Source organism: Flavobacterium pectinovorum (assembly GCF_900142715.1).
Lineage (GTDB): Bacteria > Bacteroidota > Bacteroidia > Flavobacteriales > Flavobacteriaceae > Flavobacterium > Flavobacterium pectinovorum.
The window spans coordinates 869260-888265 of sequence record NZ_FRBX01000001.1; the positions used below are offsets into that span (position 1 = coordinate 869260).

At 33.2% G+C, this 19006-nt stretch carries 17 protein-coding genes; 15 read left to right on the top strand and 2 right to left on the bottom strand.

The features are described from left to right. Positions 1-6 precede the first annotated feature (6 nt). The gene (locus BUE22_RS03590) at positions 7-858 is read right to left on the bottom strand and encodes an aldose 1-epimerase family protein (RefSeq protein WP_073393745.1); all 852 of its coding nucleotides are present in this window, start codon (positions 856-858) and stop codon (positions 7-9) included. A 186-nt stretch (positions 859-1044) separates the two neighbouring features. Here BUE22_RS03590 and BUE22_RS03595 point away from each other — a divergent pair, with 186 nt between their 5' ends. From BUE22_RS03595 to BUE22_RS03665, 15 genes are all read left to right on the top strand, one after another. Beyond that, positions 1045-3312: a M1 family metallopeptidase gene (locus tag BUE22_RS03595; RefSeq protein ID WP_073393746.1), complete on the top strand. Its 2268-nt coding sequence runs from the start codon at positions 1045-1047 to the stop codon at positions 3310-3312. A 551-nt stretch (positions 3313-3863) separates the two neighbouring features. After that, complete coding sequence (locus BUE22_RS03600) at positions 3864-4505, top strand: GNAT family N-acetyltransferase (protein ID WP_042564381.1); 642 nt, start codon at positions 3864-3866, stop codon at positions 4503-4505. A 64-nt stretch (positions 4506-4569) separates the two neighbouring features. Further along, positions 4570-5763, top strand: a complete 1194-nt coding sequence (locus BUE22_RS03605) for an argininosuccinate synthase (protein ID WP_042564382.1) — start codon at positions 4570-4572, stop codon at positions 5761-5763. Continuing rightward, a complete protein-coding gene (gene argC, locus BUE22_RS03610; protein WP_073393747.1) occupies positions 5756-6733 on the top strand; it encodes an N-acetyl-gamma-glutamyl-phosphate reductase in 978 nt (325 codons plus the stop codon). The genes BUE22_RS03605 and argC overlap by 8 nt, the downstream gene beginning before the upstream one ends. A gap of 151 nt (positions 6734-6884) precedes the next feature. Beyond that, positions 6885-8024: an aspartate aminotransferase family protein gene (locus tag BUE22_RS03615; RefSeq protein ID WP_073393748.1), complete on the top strand. Its 1140-nt coding sequence runs from the start codon at positions 6885-6887 to the stop codon at positions 8022-8024. Positions 8025-8099: 75 nt separating this feature from the next. After that, positions 8100-9293 (top strand): glutamate-5-semialdehyde dehydrogenase, encoded by a 1194-nt coding sequence (locus BUE22_RS03620; RefSeq protein ID WP_073393749.1) that lies wholly within the window; start codon positions 8100-8102, stop codon positions 9291-9293. Positions 9294-9451: 158 nt separating this feature from the next. Continuing rightward, the gene (gene proB / locus BUE22_RS03625; protein WP_073393750.1) at positions 9452-10213 is read left to right on the top strand and encodes a glutamate 5-kinase; all 762 of its coding nucleotides are present in this window, start codon (positions 9452-9454) and stop codon (positions 10211-10213) included. 106 nt (positions 10214-10319) lie between these two features. Then, positions 10320-10721, top strand: a complete 402-nt coding sequence (locus BUE22_RS03630) for a GxxExxY protein (RefSeq protein WP_073393751.1) — start codon at positions 10320-10322, stop codon at positions 10719-10721. A 75-nt stretch (positions 10722-10796) separates the two neighbouring features. Continuing rightward, a complete protein-coding gene (locus BUE22_RS03635) occupies positions 10797-11744 on the top strand; it encodes an N-acetylornithine carbamoyltransferase (protein WP_073393752.1) in 948 nt (315 codons plus the stop codon). Between the two features lie 95 nt (positions 11745-11839). After that, entirely contained in the window at positions 11840-12616 is a 777-nt protein-coding gene (gene argB / locus BUE22_RS03640; protein ID WP_073393753.1) for an acetylglutamate kinase, read from the top strand. A 215-nt stretch (positions 12617-12831) separates the two neighbouring features. Beyond that, positions 12832-13902, top strand: a complete 1071-nt coding sequence (locus tag BUE22_RS03645) for a M20 family metallo-hydrolase (protein ID WP_042564389.1) — start codon at positions 12832-12834, stop codon at positions 13900-13902. Between the two features lie 89 nt (positions 13903-13991). After that, entirely contained in the window at positions 13992-15272 is a 1281-nt protein-coding gene (gene argH, locus BUE22_RS03650; protein WP_073393754.1) for an argininosuccinate lyase, read from the top strand. A 287-nt stretch (positions 15273-15559) separates the two neighbouring features. After that, the gene (locus BUE22_RS03655; RefSeq protein ID WP_124020502.1) at positions 15560-16135 is read left to right on the top strand and encodes a hypothetical protein; all 576 of its coding nucleotides are present in this window, start codon (positions 15560-15562) and stop codon (positions 16133-16135) included. A 145-nt stretch (positions 16136-16280) separates the two neighbouring features. Beyond that, positions 16281-17282: a DUF2157 domain-containing protein gene (locus BUE22_RS03660; RefSeq protein WP_073393756.1), complete on the top strand. Its 1002-nt coding sequence runs from the start codon at positions 16281-16283 to the stop codon at positions 17280-17282. Next, on the top strand, positions 17279-18442 hold the full coding sequence (locus tag BUE22_RS03665; protein WP_073393757.1) for a hypothetical protein: 1164 nt from the start codon (positions 17279-17281) through the stop codon (positions 18440-18442). Before BUE22_RS03660 ends, BUE22_RS03665 begins: the two co-directional genes overlap by 4 nt. Positions 18443-18516: 74 nt before the next feature. Here BUE22_RS03665 and ytxJ read toward each other — a convergent pair whose 3' ends face one another. After that, positions 18517-18906, bottom strand: coding sequence for a bacillithiol system redox-active protein YtxJ (gene ytxJ, locus BUE22_RS03670; RefSeq protein WP_073393758.1), 390 nt, complete (start codon positions 18904-18906; stop codon positions 18517-18519). Positions 18907-19006: the final 100 nt, after the last annotated feature.

The following is a 19006-nucleotide window of genomic DNA, read 5'->3' on the forward strand; positions in this document are numbered from 1 at the left end:
TTATTTTTATAATATTTGTATACTAAATTTTGAATTAAATGTTTGTTTGGCATCTAAAATCAAAATCCCTTCTTTTTCGAATAAATCACCTGAATTTTCGGCCGTGTCTGAATAACCATACCACGGCTCGATACAAACAAACGGAGCCTGATCTTTTGTCCAGATTCCTAAACTCGGAAAATCTTCAAAATCAACTTTTATATAAGGTTTTGAGTTCTCCAAGATGGTAAGCGAATTAGATTCTAAAGTTTTAAAAACCAACGCATCATTTTCAAACAATTTATAATTCAGCGGAACCAGATTTTCAATAGTTTGCAAACTTTCTGTTTTGTTGGAAATCAGATCATTTTCTAAAAGAGAATATTTTAAATCTTCTTCCTTCTCAAATTTAAAAGAATAATTCTCAAAATTTTCAGGTAAAGCAATTGCCGGATGCGCTCCTATAGAAAAAGGCATTTTGGTTTCACCTTTATTAATTACTTTATATGCAATGTCTAAAGTGGTTTCATTTAGCGTATAAATAAGTTGCAATTCAAAATCAAAAGGATATTTTTTCAGTGTTTCACTATTGGATTGCAATGAAAAAGTAGCACTGTTTTCGGTTTTATCAATTAATTGAAATTCCATATCACGCGCAAACCCATGTCTTGGCAATTGATATTCTTTTCCATTAATAGTATAAGTATTGTTTTTTAAAGTTCCGACAATCGGAAAAAGAATAGGAGAATGTTTTCCCCAAAAAGCAGGGTTTCCTTCCCAGATATATTCTTGGTTTTGATTGTCTTTTAAGGAAAACAATTCAGCTCCGGCATGTTTGATAGAAGCTTTAAGCGTTGAATTTGATATAGTTGTATTCAAAATAGTATAATTGAAAGAAATTAGTTTTAAAAGTGATGTAAATATATTTTATAAAATTTAGTTTTTTAAGAAAATCGCTTAAATTATTTTTTTGATAAATTTTTGCTAAACTTTAATTTAAGGTTAAGATTTTCTCTGTAAATAGCTTTTTTTTTCATTAATTTGCTACATAAACAGCTAAAAAATATGAAAAAACAATTCTCAAAAGCCTTATTAACCATGGCTTTGTTTGTAGGGATTTCTTCTGTTTCGGCGCAACAAACGCCAGCTACAACAGCAGTTACCCCTGTTAATAATTACAATTACCACGATGCTTTTGCACCACATTTTTACACTAAAAATGGTACGCCAACGCGTTCTGCCAGCGGTCAGCCGGGAGTTGAATATTGGCAAAACAGAGCCGATTATCAAATAACGGCAAGATTAAATGCTACATCAAATGAAATTAGTGGTACAGATGAAATCACGTATACTAATAATAGTCCTGATAAATTATCATTTGTCTGGTTGAATTTAGATCAAAATTTATTCAAAGAAGACTCAAGAGGAAATGCTGTTGTGCCTTTAACAGGAAGCCGTAACGGAGCGCAGGGTCAGGTTTTTGAGGGAGGAAATAAAATTAAATCGGTAAAGGTAATTTCTGGAAAGAAAAAAACAGAAACTGATGTAAAATATGTAGTTACAGATACAAGAATGCAAATTTTTCTTCCGGAAGAATTAGCTTCAAAAGGAGGATCTATAAAAATTAAAATCGAATTTTCATTCATTGCACCTTTTGAAGGATCAGACAGAATGGGAGTTTTAGAAACTAAAAACGGAAAAATCTTCACAATTGCACAATGGTACCCGCGTATGTGTGTGTATGATGACGTAAGAGGCTGGAATACTGCACCCTATTTAGGAGCTTCTGAGTTTTATTTAGAGTATGGTGATTTTGATGTAAAAATTACAACTCCTGCCAATCATTATGTTGTAGGTTCTGGTGAATTATTAAATGGATCAGAAGTATTTTCTGCTGAACAATTTAAGCGTTATGGAGAGGCCAAACAAAGTGATAAAACAGTTGTAATTCGTTCTGCAGATGAAGTTGCTGCAACAGCAAATGCAAATGCAACTGCTGAAAAAACATGGCATTATCAAATTAAAAATGCACGTGATTTTTCATGGGCATCGTCTCCGGCCTTTATCTTAGACGGAGCAAAAATAAACCTGCCAAGCGGTAAAAAAGCATTGGCTTTATCAGCTTATCCGGTAGAAAGTTCAGGAAATGATGCATGGGGACGTTCTACGGAATATACAAAAGCATCTATCGAGAATTACTCAAAAAGATGGTTCGAATATCCTTATCCTGCAGCTACAAACGTAGCAGGAAATGAAGGCGGAATGGAATACCCAGGAATTGTTTTTTGCGGATGGAAATCTAAAGGAGATGATTTATGGGGAGTTACAGATCACGAATTTGGACACATTTGGTTCCCGATGATCGTAGGTTCAAACGAGCGTTATTTTGCATGGATGGATGAAGGTTTTAATACTTTTATCAACTCTGTAAGTTCTTACGATTTTAATAATGGAGAATACAAACAGCCAGCTTCAAACTTACATGAAGATGCAGAATATTATACAAATCCAAAATTAGAAACGATTATGAGCTCTCCTGATAATATGAAGGAAGCAAATATTGGTGTATTATGTTATGCAAAACCAAGCGCAGGATTGGTAATTTTAAGAGAGCAGGTTTTAGGAGAAGAGCGTTTTGATAAAGCATTACGTACTTATGTAGAGCGTTGGGCTTACAAACATCCAACTCCGGATGATTTTTTTAGAACAATTGAAAATGTTGCCGGAGAAGATTTAAGCTGGTTCTGGAGAAGCTGGTTCGTAAACAACTGGAGATTCGATCAGGGAATCAACTCTATTAAATATGTAAAAAATGATCCTGCAAAAGGAGTTGTAATTACAGTTGAGAATTTCGACAAAATGCCAATGCCAATTGTTTTGGATGTAAAAACAAAAAGCGGAAAAGTAACCAGAGTTAAATTACCTGTAGAAATCTGGCAGCGTAACAACGATTGGTCTTTCAAACATAATTCTACAGAAGAAATTGAAAGCATCACTTTAGATCCAGATCATGCTTTTCCTGATTATAACGAAAGCAATAATGTTTGGAAAGCGGGAAACGGTAAAATTGAAAAAGATATCATTCTTGATGGTTATTTAGGAAATTATGTTACTACCAAATCGCCATTGACAATTGAAATGACAGAGAAAAACAGCGTTTTAAGCGCAGAACTTCCAAACTATCCAAAATTTAGTTTATCTCCTGTTGCAAATGAAAAAGATACATTCGAATCAAAAAGAGCAGGTTTAAAATTCAAATTTAACGAAGCAAAAACAGGTTTTGATATGATTGTTTTAGGTAATGGACAAGTAATTCCGTTTACTAAAAAATAAAATCACAAAATCTTAAAATATTCAAAACCCGATAGTTATTAGTAGCTGTCGGGTTTTGTTTTTTAGTTTCAGGTTTGAAGTTTCAAGTTCAGTAAAAAACTCAGTCCCGATGCTTCGGGATAGAATCTTAGCAACTCAGAACCTTAGAAAAAAACAACATTCCATTAAAAAAATGTTAGAATTTTATTTTTTTGTTTTGTAAATTAAAAAATAGTGTACTTTTGCACCGATGAATAAAATAAGTTTACATATAACTTCTTTGTCACGGACAAACTCACCTGTAACTTCTCCCGAAGTACGGATACTATCTCTATAGTATTCACAGAGTTTTTCGCGGCGTATTTATTTATATTCATTTTTTATTTTGAAATCAACCTATTTGTCCTTTGGACAAACATATCCTAAAAGTATATCTTATTTTAATTATTTTCTAAATCAACTTTTTGATTTTGAGAATGTTACTTCTATTTTGTCTATTTTTATTGGATTGATTTCGAGATTTCAAACTAAACAATACGTTTTAATTTTTAACTCTAACTTCAACTATTGAAATGAAAATCTCTATTGTTGTAACTCAGGAAGAACACTTCAAATTCGCACAGGAAATTTGCGATACGATAGAATCATCTGCCTTATTAAGAGGTACAGGGATTGCTAAAAGAACTCCTGAATACATTCAGAAAAAAATGTCGAACGGTGATGCGATGATTGCTTTGGCAGATGGAAAATTTGCAGGTTTTTGTTATATCGAAAGTTGGGAACATGGAAAATTCGTGGCACATTCCGGATTAATTGTGCACCCGGACTACAGAAACTTAGGTTTAGCAAAACAAATCAAATCAAAGGTTTTTGATTATTCGCTGCAAAAATATCCAGACGCAAAAATATTTGGTATTACAACTGGTTTGGCAGTAATGAAAATCAACTCTGATTTGGGTTACAAACCAGTGCCGTTTTCAGAACTTACAACAGATCCGAGTTTTTGGGCAGGTTGTAAAACCTGTACCAATTTTCAAATCCTACAAAGCAAAGAAAACAAAATGTGCTTATGTACAGGAATGCTTTATGATCCAAAAGACAAACCAAAAGGCCCGCCAAGACATCCTTTTAACGAAGCTGTTTTGAGCAGATTAAAGAAAATAAAACAAGCCTTATTCTTAAATAAACTATTGTCGTTTATTTTTTTAACCTAAGAATAAAACAAAAAAGAAATCTCAAACTTGCTACATACGAAAGTATTAGCCTAAATTATAAAAAATGAAAAAAGTTGTATTAGCTTATAGTGGAGGATTAGATACCTCGTATTGTTTGAAATATTTAAAAAACGAAAAAGGATACGAAGTTCATACCGTACTTGTAGATACAGGAGGATTTAGTGAAGAAGAATTAACAGCGATCGAAAAAAGAGCTTATGAATTAGGAAGTGCGCAACACGCCAACCTAACCATCATAGACAAATATTACGATAAAGCTATAAAATATTTGATTTTTGGAAATGTATTAAAAAACAATACATATCCATTGTCAGTAAGTGCAGAGCGTGTTTTTCAGGCAATTGAAGCCATTAAATATGCTAAAAAAGTAGGAGCAAGCGCCATCGCACACGGAAGTACAGGTGCAGGAAATGACCAGATTCGTTTTGATTTAATTTTTCAGACAATTGCGCCTGAAATTGAAATCATCACACCAATTAGAGATTTAAAATTGTCAAGACAAGAAGAAGTTGATTATTTGGCTAAAAACGGCGTTCACTATTCTTGGGAAAAAGCACAATATTCGATCAATAAAGGACTTTGGGGAACCAGCGTAGGAGGAAAAGAAACTTTAACTTCGAGCCAGCCTTTGCCAAGTGAAGCTTATCCTTCGCAATTGCAAAAAGAAGGTGAAGAAAAAGTGACTTTACACTTTGAACAAGGAGAATTAGTTGCTTTAAACGGTAAAAAAGATGTCCCTGAAAATAATATTGTAAAGCTTGAAAAACTGGCAAATGCTTATGCAATAGGCAGAGATATTCACGTAGGTGATACTATTATCGGGATTAAAGGAAGAGTTGGTTTTGAGGCTGCTGCGCCTTTAATCATCATCAAAGCACACCATTTGTTAGAGAAACACACGCTTGGTAAATGGCAGCAATACTGGAAAGAACAACTAGGAAACTGGTACGGAATGTTATTTCACGAAGGTCAGTTTTTAGATCCTGTAATGCGTAACATTGAGACATTCCTGCAAGACACACAAAAAACAGTGAACGGAACTGTAACGGTTTCATTAAAACCATATCATTTCTCGCTTGACGGAATTGAATCTAAAAATGATTTGATGAACACAGGCTTTGGACAATACGGAGAAATGAACAACGCCTGGACATCTGACGATGCAAAAGGATTTATTAAGATTTTAGGAAATGCACAAAATATATTTTCATCTGTAAACCATTTAACTCATGATTAATATCGGAATAATTGGTGGTTCGGGCTACACAGCCGGAGAACTTATCAGAATATTAATGTATCATCCCAATGTAAACATCGATTTTGTTTATAGTACAACAAATTCTGGTAAACCGCTTTCTGTGGCGCACCACGATTTGATGGGAGATATTGAAATGAATTTTACTGATCAGATAAATCCGGATGTAAATGTTGTTTTCTTATGTCTTGGGCACGGAAAATCGATTTCATTTTTGCAGGAAAATCAATTTGCAAGTCATACAAAAATCATCGATTTAGGAAATGATTTCAGATTGAACAAAGACGCTCATTTTGAAGGAAAAGATTTTATTTACGGTTTACCCGAATTGAACAAAGCAGACATCAAAAAAGCAAATTACATAGCAAATCCTGGTTGTTTTGCTACCGCTATTCAATTGGCATTATTGCCTTTAGCGAAACATAATTTGCTAAACAATGACGTTCATATTAATGCCACAACCGGAAGTACAGGCGCAGGAGTCGGACTTTCAGAAACGTCACATTTTAGCTGGAGAAACAATAATATGTCGCATTACAAAGCATTTGAACACCAGCATTTGGGAGAAATCTCAGAAAGTTTAGTGCAATTACAGGATGATTTTGAAAGCGAGTTGCTTTTTATTCCAAACAGGGGAGATTTTCCAAGAGGAATTTTTGCAACCTTATATACAACATCCGACGAAAGTCTGGAACAAACCGTTGCCAAATACGAAGAGTTCTATAAAAATGAACCGTTTGTAACCGTAACAACGACAAATATCAATATGAAACAAGTCGTGCAGACCAACAAATGTATCATCAGTTTAATGAAAAAAGGAAACCGGATTTTGATTACCTCAATCATTGACAATTTAACCAAAGGTGCTTCAGGACAAGCAATTCAGAACATGAATTTGATGTTTGGACTGGAAGAAACCACTGGTTTACATTTGAAACCAAGCGGATTTTAGAGAAAATTTGTTTCAGGTTTAAAGTTTCAAGTTCCACGTTATGTGCATAACTTGAACAGAAATACTGAAACTTAAATCAGTTTCAAGTTTAAAATTTCACGTTCTACACAACTTGAAACATGAAACCTGAAACAAAAAAACAAAAATTAAGATGAATTTATTTAACGTATACCCACTTTACGACATAACACCTGTAAAAGCATTAGATTGCACAATTACAGACAATAATGGGGTGGAATATTTAGACTTATATAGCGGACACGGTGTAATTTCGATTGGCCATACGCAGCCTGATTATGTTGAAAAACTAAAAAATCAATTAGATCATTTAGGATTTTATTCGAATGCCATTCAGAATCCTTTGCAGGTAGAATTGGCTCAGAAATTAGGAAAACTTTCAGGATTAGAAGATTACGAATTGTTTTTATGCAGTTCCGGAGCTGAAGCCAATGAAAATGCCTTGAAATTAGCTTCTTTCCATAACGGAAAATCAAGAGTTCTTGCTTTTGATAATTCTTTCCACGGAAGAACTTCTGCAGCTGTTGCTGTTACTGATAATAAAAAAATCGTAGCACCAATTAACGCACAACAAGTAGTTACTTTTTTACCATTAAATCAAATTGAATTAGTTGAAGCAGAACTTGAAAAAGGAGATGTTACAGCCGTAATTATCGAAGGAATTCAAGGAGTTGGAGGTTTAGATCAGGGAACAACAGAATTTTTTCAGGCTTTAGAAAAAGCATGTAAAAAACACGATGTGGTTTTGATTTTAGATGAAGTACAATCAGGATACGGAAGAAGCGGAAAATTCTTCGCTTTCCAACATCACGGAATCAACGCTGATATTATTTCAGTTGCAAAAGGAATGGGGAATGGTTTTCCGGTTGGAGGCATTTTAATTTCTCCAAAATTTGAAGCAAGTTTCGGATTATTAGGAACAACCTTCGGCGGAAGCCATTTGTCTTGTGCAGCAGGAATTGCGGTTCTTGATGTAATAGAAAAGCTAAATTTAATAGATAACGTAAACGAAGTATCGGCTTATTTCTCAGAGCAAATCAAACAAGTTCCCGGAATCAAACAAGTAAAAGGAAAAGGTTTAATGCTTGGTGTTGAATTTGATTTTGATGTTTCTGCTTTAAGAAAGAAACTAATTATCGAGAAACATATTTTTACAGGAAGTGCAAATAACAAAAATCTGTTAAGAATTTTGCCACCACTTACTGTGAAAAAATCAGATATCGACACTTTTATTGTAGCTTTAAAAGAAAGTTTAGAAGAGCTTAAAAATTAGTTACCATATATATTAATTCGTTTAATCGTTTAACTGGTTAATCGATTAAACGATTAACCAATTAAACCAAAATAAATGAATCCATTATCAATCGAAAAACGCAATCTGGTTTTGCACTCTATGGCAAAGCTGGTCGGACAAGAGCGGAGTCAAATAATTCTCACCAATCAGGAAGATTTACTCGCTTACGATGGTTCAGATTTAGCGATGGAAGAGCGCCTGAAAGTAGATAATAAAAAAGTCGACGAGATGATTTTATCGTTAAATCAATTGGCTTCACAGGAAGATCCGGTTGGAGTAGAGCGTTTTCATTTTGTTCATGATAATGGAATCAAAGTAGTCAATAAAACCGCCGCATTCGGCACCATATTAATTATTTACGAATCGCGTCCCGATGTTACAATCGAAGCGGGCGGAATTGCCTTTAAATCCGGAAATAAGATTTTATTAAAAGGAGGAAAAGAATCTTTAAAATCAAACTTAAAGATTGTTGATTTATGGCATCAGGCTTTAGAACAAAACGGAGTTTCAAAAGATTGGGTGGAGTATCTGAATTTTAATCGCGCAGAAACACAGGCTTTCTTAGAAAAACCAACTCAAAAAGTCGATTTAATTGTTCCAAGAGGAGGAGAAAAATTGATTGAGTTTGTAAAGCAACACGCCACTTGCCCGGTAATTGTAAGCGGTCGCGGAAATAATTTTGTTTACGTTCATCAAAATGCAGATACAGATTTGGCTTTAAAAGTAATTTTGAATGCTAAAACTTCTAAAATCTCAGCTTGTAATGCTTTAGATAAAGTTTTAATAGATTCGAGATTGCCTAATTTTGAAGGTTTTACAGCTATTTTAATAGAAACTTTAATTGAAAATAAAGTAGAAGTTATTGTAGACGAATCGTTAAAAAGCTTTGAAGACACAGAAACACTTCAAAACGAAGATATTTGGTACGAAGAATTTTTAGATTATAAAATCGTCATCGGAACAATTGATTCTGAAGAACATGCAATCGAAAAAATCAATAAATATTGTGGCGGACATTCAGCAGCAATAATTACAAGAGATGAAAATGTTGCAAAACAATTCATGGAATCTATTGATGCAGCTGCAGTTTATCACAACGCATCAACCCGTTTTACAGATGGCGGACAATTTGGTCTTGGCGGAGAATTAGCGATAAGCACCGATAAATTGCATCAACGCGGACCAATTGGTTTACAACATCTTGTAACCAATAAATGGTACGTTTATGGAGAAGGACAAATACGGTAGAATTTTAGATTTCTGATTTTAGATTTTAGATTGAGGATTAAAAAGATTAATAATTTCTGATTTTAAAAATTGGAATTTAACTAAAGATAAACCTTGCGCCCTTTGCGATAAAAATAAAACTTAGTGCCTTTGAGCCTTCGTGGCAAAACCAAAACAAAATGAGCAAAAAACGGATTTTATTAAAAATAGGAAGTAATACTTTAACCAAAGAAACCAATCATATTTCGCGGGGAAAGATCGAAGATATTGGTATGCAAATCGCCGCTTTAAACAAAGATTACGAATTTGTAATCGTAAGTTCTGGAGCCATTGCAGCGGCCAAACAGTTTGTAAAACTAGAAAGTAAAGGCAAAGAAATTGCATTAAAGCAAGCTTTGGCTTCGATTGGACAACCCCATTTAATGCGGATTTTCCATGAAAATTTCAGCGATTTAGGATTATTGACATCACAATGTTTATTGTCTTATTCAGATTTCGAAAAAGATCAGTCGAAAGTCAATATTGTCAATACCATTAATGTTTTGGTCGAGAACAATTACATTCCGATTATTAATGAAAATGATACCGTTGCCACAGATGAGATTCGGTTTGGAGATAATGATAAATTAGCCGCTTTAACAGCAGTGCTGCTAAATGTTGATATTCTGATTATTGCGACTAATACAAACGGAATTTATACCAAAGATTCTATTCATGATGAAAATCCTGAGACGATCAAATTAGTAAATGATTTAAAAGTATTAGAAAAAGAAATCGGCGAATCAAAATCATCACACGGAACAGGAGGGATGCAATCCAAAATCGAGGCCGCCGGAATCGCAAAAGCAGCCAGCATAGAAACCTGGATCGTAAACGGATTAAATGATAATTTTATTTTAAAAGCATTACAGAACGAAATTCCGTTTACTAAAATTGTGTAATTACAACGCGGATGATACGGATTCGCTAAAGCGAAAACGCGGATAAAAACGGATTTTATTTTATTTTGATTTTTATGTAGTATATTTCATTCAAAATTAAAAAAAAATGAAATTATTACATGAAGAATTGACCGACGTCATTATTAAAACTTTTTATGAAGTTTACAATGAATTAGGATATGGTTTTTTAGAAAGAGTTTATCAAAATTCGTTATACTTAGAATTAAAAAGTAAAGGCTTAAAGGTTGAAGCTCAAAAGAAAATAGAAGTTTATTATAAAGGAATTGAAGTTGGACAATATTATGCCGACTTGATAGTAGAAGATTTAATTATATTAGAACTAAAAGCAGCAGATGGTATAGTGAAAGAATTCGAAAATCAAATTTTAAATTATTTAAAAGGAACAAATTGTGAAGTAGGTTTACTTTTAAATTTTGGAACAAAACCAGAATTTAAACGAAAGATTTTCGAAAATAATAGAAAATTAAGAATAGAGAAATCCGTATAAATCAGCGTCTTCGCGATAGCGAATCTGTTTAATCAGCGTCTAATTTTAGACACCAACTAACAAAAACAAAAAACAATGAATTATATTTCAATACAAGATATCGACTCATTATCAAAATGGGTAAAAAGCGCGTTAAAAATAAAAAAGGACCCGCTTAAAAATCAAAAATTAGGAAAAAACAAAACCTTAGGAATGTTATTCTTCAACCCGAGTTTAAGAACGCGTTTGAGTACTCAAAAAGCGGCTTTAAATTTAGGAATGAACGTAATGGTAATGAACTTTACCAACGAAGGCTGGACATTAGAATTCGAAGACGGAGCTGTAATGAATTCCGGTGCTTCAGAACATATTAAAGAAGCTGCGGAAGTAGTTTCACAATATTGTGATATTATCGCTATTCGTGCTTTCGCAGGTTTGGTAGATAAAGAAAAAGATTATGCTGAAACGGTTATTTCAGGATTTTTGAAACACGCAACAGTGCCAATCGTAAACATGGAAAGTGCCGTTCGTCACCCGATGCAATCTTTGGCAGATGCCATCACGATGGAAGAATACAAGACTAAACATAAACCAAAAGTGGTTTTATCTTGGGCGCCGCATCCAAAAGCTTTGCCACAGGCAGTTGCAAATTCATTTGTAGAAATGATGCAAATGCAAAAAGACATGGATTTTGTAATCACACATCCAGAAGGTTACGAATTGAGCCCGGAAATTACACAAGATTGTAAAATCGAATACGATCAAAACAAAGCTTTCGAAAATGCTGATTTTGTTTACGTAAAAAACTGGAGCAACTTCAACGATTACGGGAAAGTAACCAATACAGATTCAAACTGGACCGTTACGGCCGAAAAAATGGCTTTAACCAATAATGGAAAATTTATGCATTGTCTTCCGGTTCGTCGTAACGTAATTGTAAGTGACGAAGTGATTGACAGCGAAAATTCAATCGTAATTCAACAAGCGAATAACAGAACGTATTCGGCACAATTAGTTTTACAAAAGATTTTGAAGAAGTTATAAATAAAGTTGCAAAGGCACAAAGTTGCAAAGGTTCAGAGGTTTTTACAAACTGAATCTAAACTTTGTTCCTTTGTTTCTCTGAACCTTTGAACCTCATGAATAAAGTTAAAGTAATAAAAATAGGCGGAAACATCATCGATAATCCAACCGAATTAGAACAGTTTTTAACTGATTTTTCTAAAATAGAAGGATATAAAGTTTTAGTTCACGGTGGAGGAAAATCGGCTACAAAAATGGCCCAAAGTATTGGTTTGGTACCTCAAATGATTGAAGGGCGCCGTATTACAGATGCTCCAATGCTTGATGTTGTCGTGATGATCTATGCCGGACAAATCAATAAAGATATTGTCGCACAGTTGCAGGCAAAAAACAACAATGCAATGGGATTTTCGGGAGCTGACGGAAATTTAATTCAGTCAATAAAAAGAAATCACCCAACAATTGACTACGGTTTTGTAGGCGATGTAAAAAAAGTAAATACAGCTTTGTTGAAAACGTTGCTTGAAGCTGGAATAGTTCCTGTTTTCTGCGCCATTACACACGATAAAAACGGACAACTTTTAAATACTAATGCAGATACCATTGCGAGTGAATTATCAATTGCATTATCAGAGGTTTTTGATGTTACACTAACGTATTGTTTTGAAAAACAAGGAGTTTTGCAAGATTCAGAAGACGATTCATCTGTGATTACAGCAATAAACGAAGAATTATACAATAAACTAAAAACAAAAAAAGTAATCCATTCCGGAATGATTCCAAAGTTGGATAATTGCTTTAATAGTTTGTCAAGAGGCGTTCAAAAAATCAAAATAGGACATCACAAAATGCTCCAAAATCCAGATGTTTTGCATACGACGATTACATTATAAAAGATATAGCCCCGAATTGCACAAATTTTTACGACTTAAAATTTAAAAAAATTAGCGAAAATTTGTGTAATTCGTGGCAAAAAAAGATAGCTGCGGAAGTTGTTTTAAATATTAATTTTAGAAATTTGCGCAAATTAAAAATGTCACAGATTTAATTAAAAACATTGTGACTTCGTCCCGATAGCTATCGGGATCGTGGCAGAGAACCTACACCTATGAAAAATATAGCAACGCTTACCAAAGAGGCAATTAACTTATTGAAAAATCTAATTGAAACCCCTTCATTTTCAAGTGAAGAAGATCAAACAGCACTTTTAATAGAAAATTGGTTCAATCAAAACGAGATTCCTTTTAAAAGAGAAAACAATAATGTGTGGGCTTTCAACAAGTATTTCGACGAAAATAAACCAACACTTTTACTGAATTCACACCACGATACCGTAAAACCAAATCAGGCTTACACAAACGATCCGTTTAAAGCCATTGAAAAAGACGGTAAATTATTCGGATTAGGAAGCAATGATGCAGGAGGATGTCTGGTTTCGTTATTGGCAACGTTTGTTCACTTTTACGAAAATCAAAATTTGTCACATAATATCGTAATTGTGGCTTCCGCCGAAGAAGAAAGCAGCGGAAAAAACGGTTTAAACAGCGTTTTAAAACATTTACCAGAGTTAGATTGTGCTATTGTTGGCGAACCAACATTAATGCAATTGGCTGTAGCTGAGAAAGGTTTGTTAGTTTTGGACGTAAAAGTAAAAGGAACTGCAAGTCACGCCGCGCATCAAAACGACGATAATTCATTATACAAATCTATTCCCGTAATGGAATGGTTTAAAAACTATAAATTCGATAAAATCTCTGATGTTTTAGGTCCTGTAAAAATGACCGTAACACAAATCAGCGCTGGAAAACAGCACAATGTTGTGCCATCAGAATGTGATTTGGTTGTAGATATTCGTGTAACAGATCGTTATTCGAATACCGAAATTTTGGAAGTGGTAAAAGCAAACGTAAATGCCGAAGTAACACCAAGATCTATGCATTTAAATGCATCGTCTATTCCGGTTGCGCATGGTTTGGTACAAGCCGGAATTGCTTTAGGAAGAACCACTTATGGCTCACCAACACTTTCAGATCAGTCTGTTTTAAGCTGTCAGTCTTTAAAATTAGGACCAGGAGAAACACTGCGGTCACATTCAGCAGACGAATTTATTTTCATTAACGAAATTGAGGAAGGAGTCGATTTGTACGTTAAAATACTAACAGATTTCTTTAAATTATAAGAAAAGAAAAACCGCCACGAATTCACGAATTATTTTTGATAATCTTTGAAGATATAAATTCGTGAATTCGTGGCGAAAAAAAAAAATCTATGAAACTTTGGGAAAAAGGAATACCAACAGACAAACAAATCGAACATTTCACTGTAGGAAATGACCGTGAACTTGATTTAGTGTTGGCAAAATACGATGCTTTAGGTTCTATTGCACACGCCAAAATGCTTGGTCAGATTGGTTTATTAACTCAGGAAGAAACAACTTCTTTGGTTGATGCCCTAAACGATATCATCGCTGATATTGTGGTTGGAAATTTTGAAATCGAAGACAGTTTTGAAGACGTGCATTCTAAAATCGAATATTTACTAACCGAAAAACTGGGCGATGCCGGAAAAAAAATCCACACCGCGCGTTCTCGTAACGATCAGGTTTTAGTTGATGTTCATTTGTATTTAAAAGACGAATTAAAAGCTTTAAAAGAACAAGTAAAAACACTTTTTGACTTGTTAATGGAATCGGCAGAAAAGCATCAAAATGTTTTATTGCCAGGCTATACACATTTACAAATCGCAATGCCATCTTCATTCGGAATGTGGTTTTCTGCTTATGCAGAGAGCTTAATCGATGATGTAACGATGTTGAATGCGGCTTCAAAAATTGTAGATCAGAATCCGTTAGGTTCTGCTGCAGGTTACGGAAGTTCGTTTCCAATCAACAGAACTTTTACAACTCAGGAATTAGGTTTCGAAACGTTGAAATTCAACGCCGTTGCCGCACAAATGAGCCGCGGAAAAGCAGAGAAAACTGTTGCTTTTGCCATGAGCAGCGTTGCAGCAACTTTATCAAAGTTTGCAATGGACGTTTGTTTGTATATGAGCCAGAACTTTGATTTTATCAGTTTGCCGGCACATCTTACAACGGGTTCTAGCATTATGCCACACAAGAAAAACCCTGATGTTTTTGAATTAATCAGAGGAAAATGCAACAAAATTCAGGCGCTTCCATACGAAATCACTTTAATAACAAATAATCTGCCAAGCGGTTATCACAGAGATTTACAGCTTTTGAAAGAAGGTTTGTTTCCCGCACTTCAAAATTTAAAAGCATGTCTGGATATTGCGATTTTCTCGGTAAAAGATATTACAGTAAAAGACAATATTTTAAAAGACAAAAAATACGATTATCTTTTCACGGTTGATACTCTAAACGAAATGGTTGTAGCCGGAATTCCATTTAGAGATGCATACAAAGCCGTTGCAGAACAATTGGAAGCAGGAACATATCAGTCTCCAAAAGAAACAAAACATACGCACGAAGGCAGTATTAATAATCTGTGTCTGGATGCTATTAAAGATAAAATGAAAGCCGCTTTTTAAAAGTATATAAGTTAAAGTTTTAGTTAACTGTCTAGCTTATTTACAGTTTAATCGGATTAGCGTAGTAAAATACACATGATATTTTTAAATTCAGGAATTCTATTACAACTAAAAAAATATTTCTATAAAAATTAATAAAAAAGTAAAATATTTAAACTGCTTATTTTCTAGCGGTTAGTATTCTTCAAGTTCAGGTTAAATGAATTAAGGTGATTTTTTTGTTAAAAAAATATTAAAATTTTTAAATTTTCAGATTACATTCGTATCAAATTTAAAAATTTATGAAAATGAACATTACAAAAAAATTTGCAGTAGTATTATTTATTTGCGCATCAATCTTCACTGGTTGTTCTAGTGATGATGACAAAAATGAAACTGAAGTTGTTGATACAGCAACTTTAAAAACTTTTAAAGATGTAACTTTTTCTTTAGACTATTCTGAAGGATTTGATGCAGGACGTTTCTTCTCAACAGAAACTGGTAAATCTTACAAAAAGAGCCAAATTGACACTGCTACTTTGCCAAAGGTTGATATTGCTTTTTACGGAGGTAGTTCTTCTTTGAATTTTTTCGTTAGCCCTAATGATTCAGAAGATGGTCTTGGCAGTACGGCAACAAATACTGATTTTATTAATTATGTTACAAATCAGTATACTATTGACCAATTCAATAAATTGGAAAAAGGAGAAGATTTAAATAGTTTAACTATTACAGATGATGGTGAATCATTTCCAGATAGTAACTTGCCACTTGTAGTTTTGTTTAAAAATGCTGCTGGCAAAAAAGGAGTTATCTACGTTAAATCTGTAACTAGAGTAGGTTCTAATCCTAGAATTGTTGCAGATATCAAAATCCAAAAATAATTAAGGATCATATCTCAATTATAATATTTAAATGCGCCAGTAGTTTCTGGCGCATTTTTTTTGAATAAATCAGTTCTCAATTTTAAATAGAAAAATTCAGGCGAAATACATACATTTGAATAATTAGTTATCTTAAATTTATACTATGATAAAATTTGAAGAGCAGGCAACACAAAAACTTTTAGATAAAAATCTAATTACTGAAAATCAATATCAGGAAATTACAACTTACCGCGGTCTGAATATTTTTTCGCTTAATGCCGAATTAAAATTTTTTCTTTATTTATCTGTTTTACTTTTTACTTCGGGAATTGGAGTCTTAATCTATAAAAACATTGACAGTATTGGGCATATCGCTATTCTTTCGATTCTCTTTGTACTTATTTGCGTTTGCTTTTATTATTGTTTTAAAAATTCAAAAGGATTTCAAAAAGCAGAAACAGTTTTTGAACATCCTGTTTTAGAATATTTGGTTTTGGCTGGTAATATTTTGACTTGTATTTTTATAGGATATTTACAGTTTCAATATGAGGCGTTTGGTACGCATTATGGTCTGGCAACTTTAATACCAACAATAGTCAGTTTTTCCTGTGCTTATTATTTTGATAACAAAAGCGTTTTAGCCATTGCAATTACTGGTTTAGCGGCCTATATAGGGCTTTCGGTAACACCTCAGGATTTATTAAAAAACATTAATTTTTATGAAGATCAAACTTTAAGCTATTCCGCAATAATGTTAGGCGTGTTACTGATTTTATGGACGGTTTATAGTTCAAGAATCCAGTTAAAAACACATTTCAATATTATTTATCTAACTTTTGCTTTGCATATTATAAGCATTGCAGCAATTAGTAGTCTGATCAATTATTTTGAAGATATAGTCTGGTTGTTTTTTGTGATTGCTTTGGCCGGGTCTTCTTATTATTTCTATAAAATCAGCTATGAATATAAGGCAATTTCGTTATATGTGTTTATGATTATTTACGCTTACATCGGGATAAATATATTCATTTTCAGAGTTTTAGAATTTATGGATTTTCGAGATTTATGGATATTTATTATTATAGCACTTCCAATATATTTTATAGGTTCTATAATATTGTTTATTAAACTAATTAAAAATTTCAATAAAGAAATTGCAGCATGATAGTATACGATAAAAATTTATTAGATAATTTAAGTCTTGTCGAAGAGGCAAAATCTTTACAATCGGCTGGTTTTATTAGTAAAGAACAAAAAGATTTAATCAAAAAAGAATTACCGGCTTTTAAAAGACAAAGTAATATTTTGGTGCGATTAGGATTCTTTCTTTTAGGAGCATTTTTATACATTTCAGTTTGCGGTGTAATTTCATTAGTGGGCTTAAGCGGCGAGAGGATTTTTTTTGAAATTTGCTGCTATATTTTTGCTGTAGTTGGTTTTGCTGTCGCAGAGTTTCTGGCAAATCAAAATTATTACGAACATGGCTTAGATGATGCTTTTATTTTGGGAGCGCTCTTAAATGTCGGATTTGCTATTGGTATTACGACTGAAGGCTATGAAATAGTAATTGCTTTTTTTGTTGCAATCGCTTCATTTATGATGTATAAAAGATATTTGCATTTAGTGTCAATGCTTATTTTCTGTATTGCTGTTTCTGCACTTTTATTTTACGGAATGTTTGAGTTTGGTGCCATCGGAAAAGCAATACTACCATTCATAACTATGCTATTTGCCGCAGGTTTTTACTTTTTTACTAAAAACTTAATCAATAAACTAACTGAAAGTTATCATTATAAAGGTCTTTTGTGGGCAAATACTTTCTGTTTGATTCTCTTTTATCTTTCTTGTAATTATTTGGTAGTAAGAGAACTTTCAGCAGAACTTTTAGGAAATGAAGTTCTTCCCGGACAGGATATTCCGTTTTCTTATTTCTTCTATGCTTTTACGTTTATTGTTCCGGCTATTTATTTGGTACAAGCTATAAGGACCAAAGACAGAATTATGCTTTGGATTAGTTTTTTAGCCATCGCTTTTTCAATTTACACAATACGATTTTATTATTCTGTTTTGCCAATAGAAGTAGCGCTAACACTAGGCGGAATGATTTTATTTACAATAGCTTATTTTTCAATAAGAAAATTAAAAAATAATGAAGTTGGAGTGACTTTTAAACCGGACAGAATTAATAACTCAAATGCTTTATTGAATGCCGAAGCTTTAATTGTGGCTTCGACTTTCGGTTTAAAACCAGAAGCAAAAACAGAATCTCCAATGGAATTTGGAGGAGGAGGTTTTAGCGGAGGAGGCTCAAAAGGAACCTTTTAAAATATATTTGCCACAGATTAAAAGATTTTTAGGATTTAAAAATCAAATTAATCCATTAATCTGTGGCAAAAAAATTAAACTTTAGTTTTCAATGCTTCTGCATCAATATCGCTGTGTGAAACATCATAAACAGCTTTTCCGTTTTTGATTAAAATCAATTGAGGAGATTCGTGATATACATTAAATTTTTGCGCAATTTCATTCGAAATATCACGGTGTGCAATTAAATCAAGAAAGTAAGCATCAACTGTATCATTTAATTCAAATTCACGTTCAAATTGTTTTAAAGCCATTCGGCTAATACTGCATCTTGTGCTATGTTTGAAAATAACAACCGGCTTTTCGTTAGAAATAGCTTCAATTTCCTGTAACTGTAATACATCAGTCAATTCTGTCCAGTTTACATTGCTTTTAGGAGAATCTGTATTCTCTGAATTTCCGAAGATTGAATTTAAAAAACTCATATTTGACTTGTTTTATGACTTTTTGACGTTAATAATTAGCTAAAAAGCTATTTTAAGCGCCATTTTGTCTGTAATTTTAGTATGGAATGTATTTTGAAAT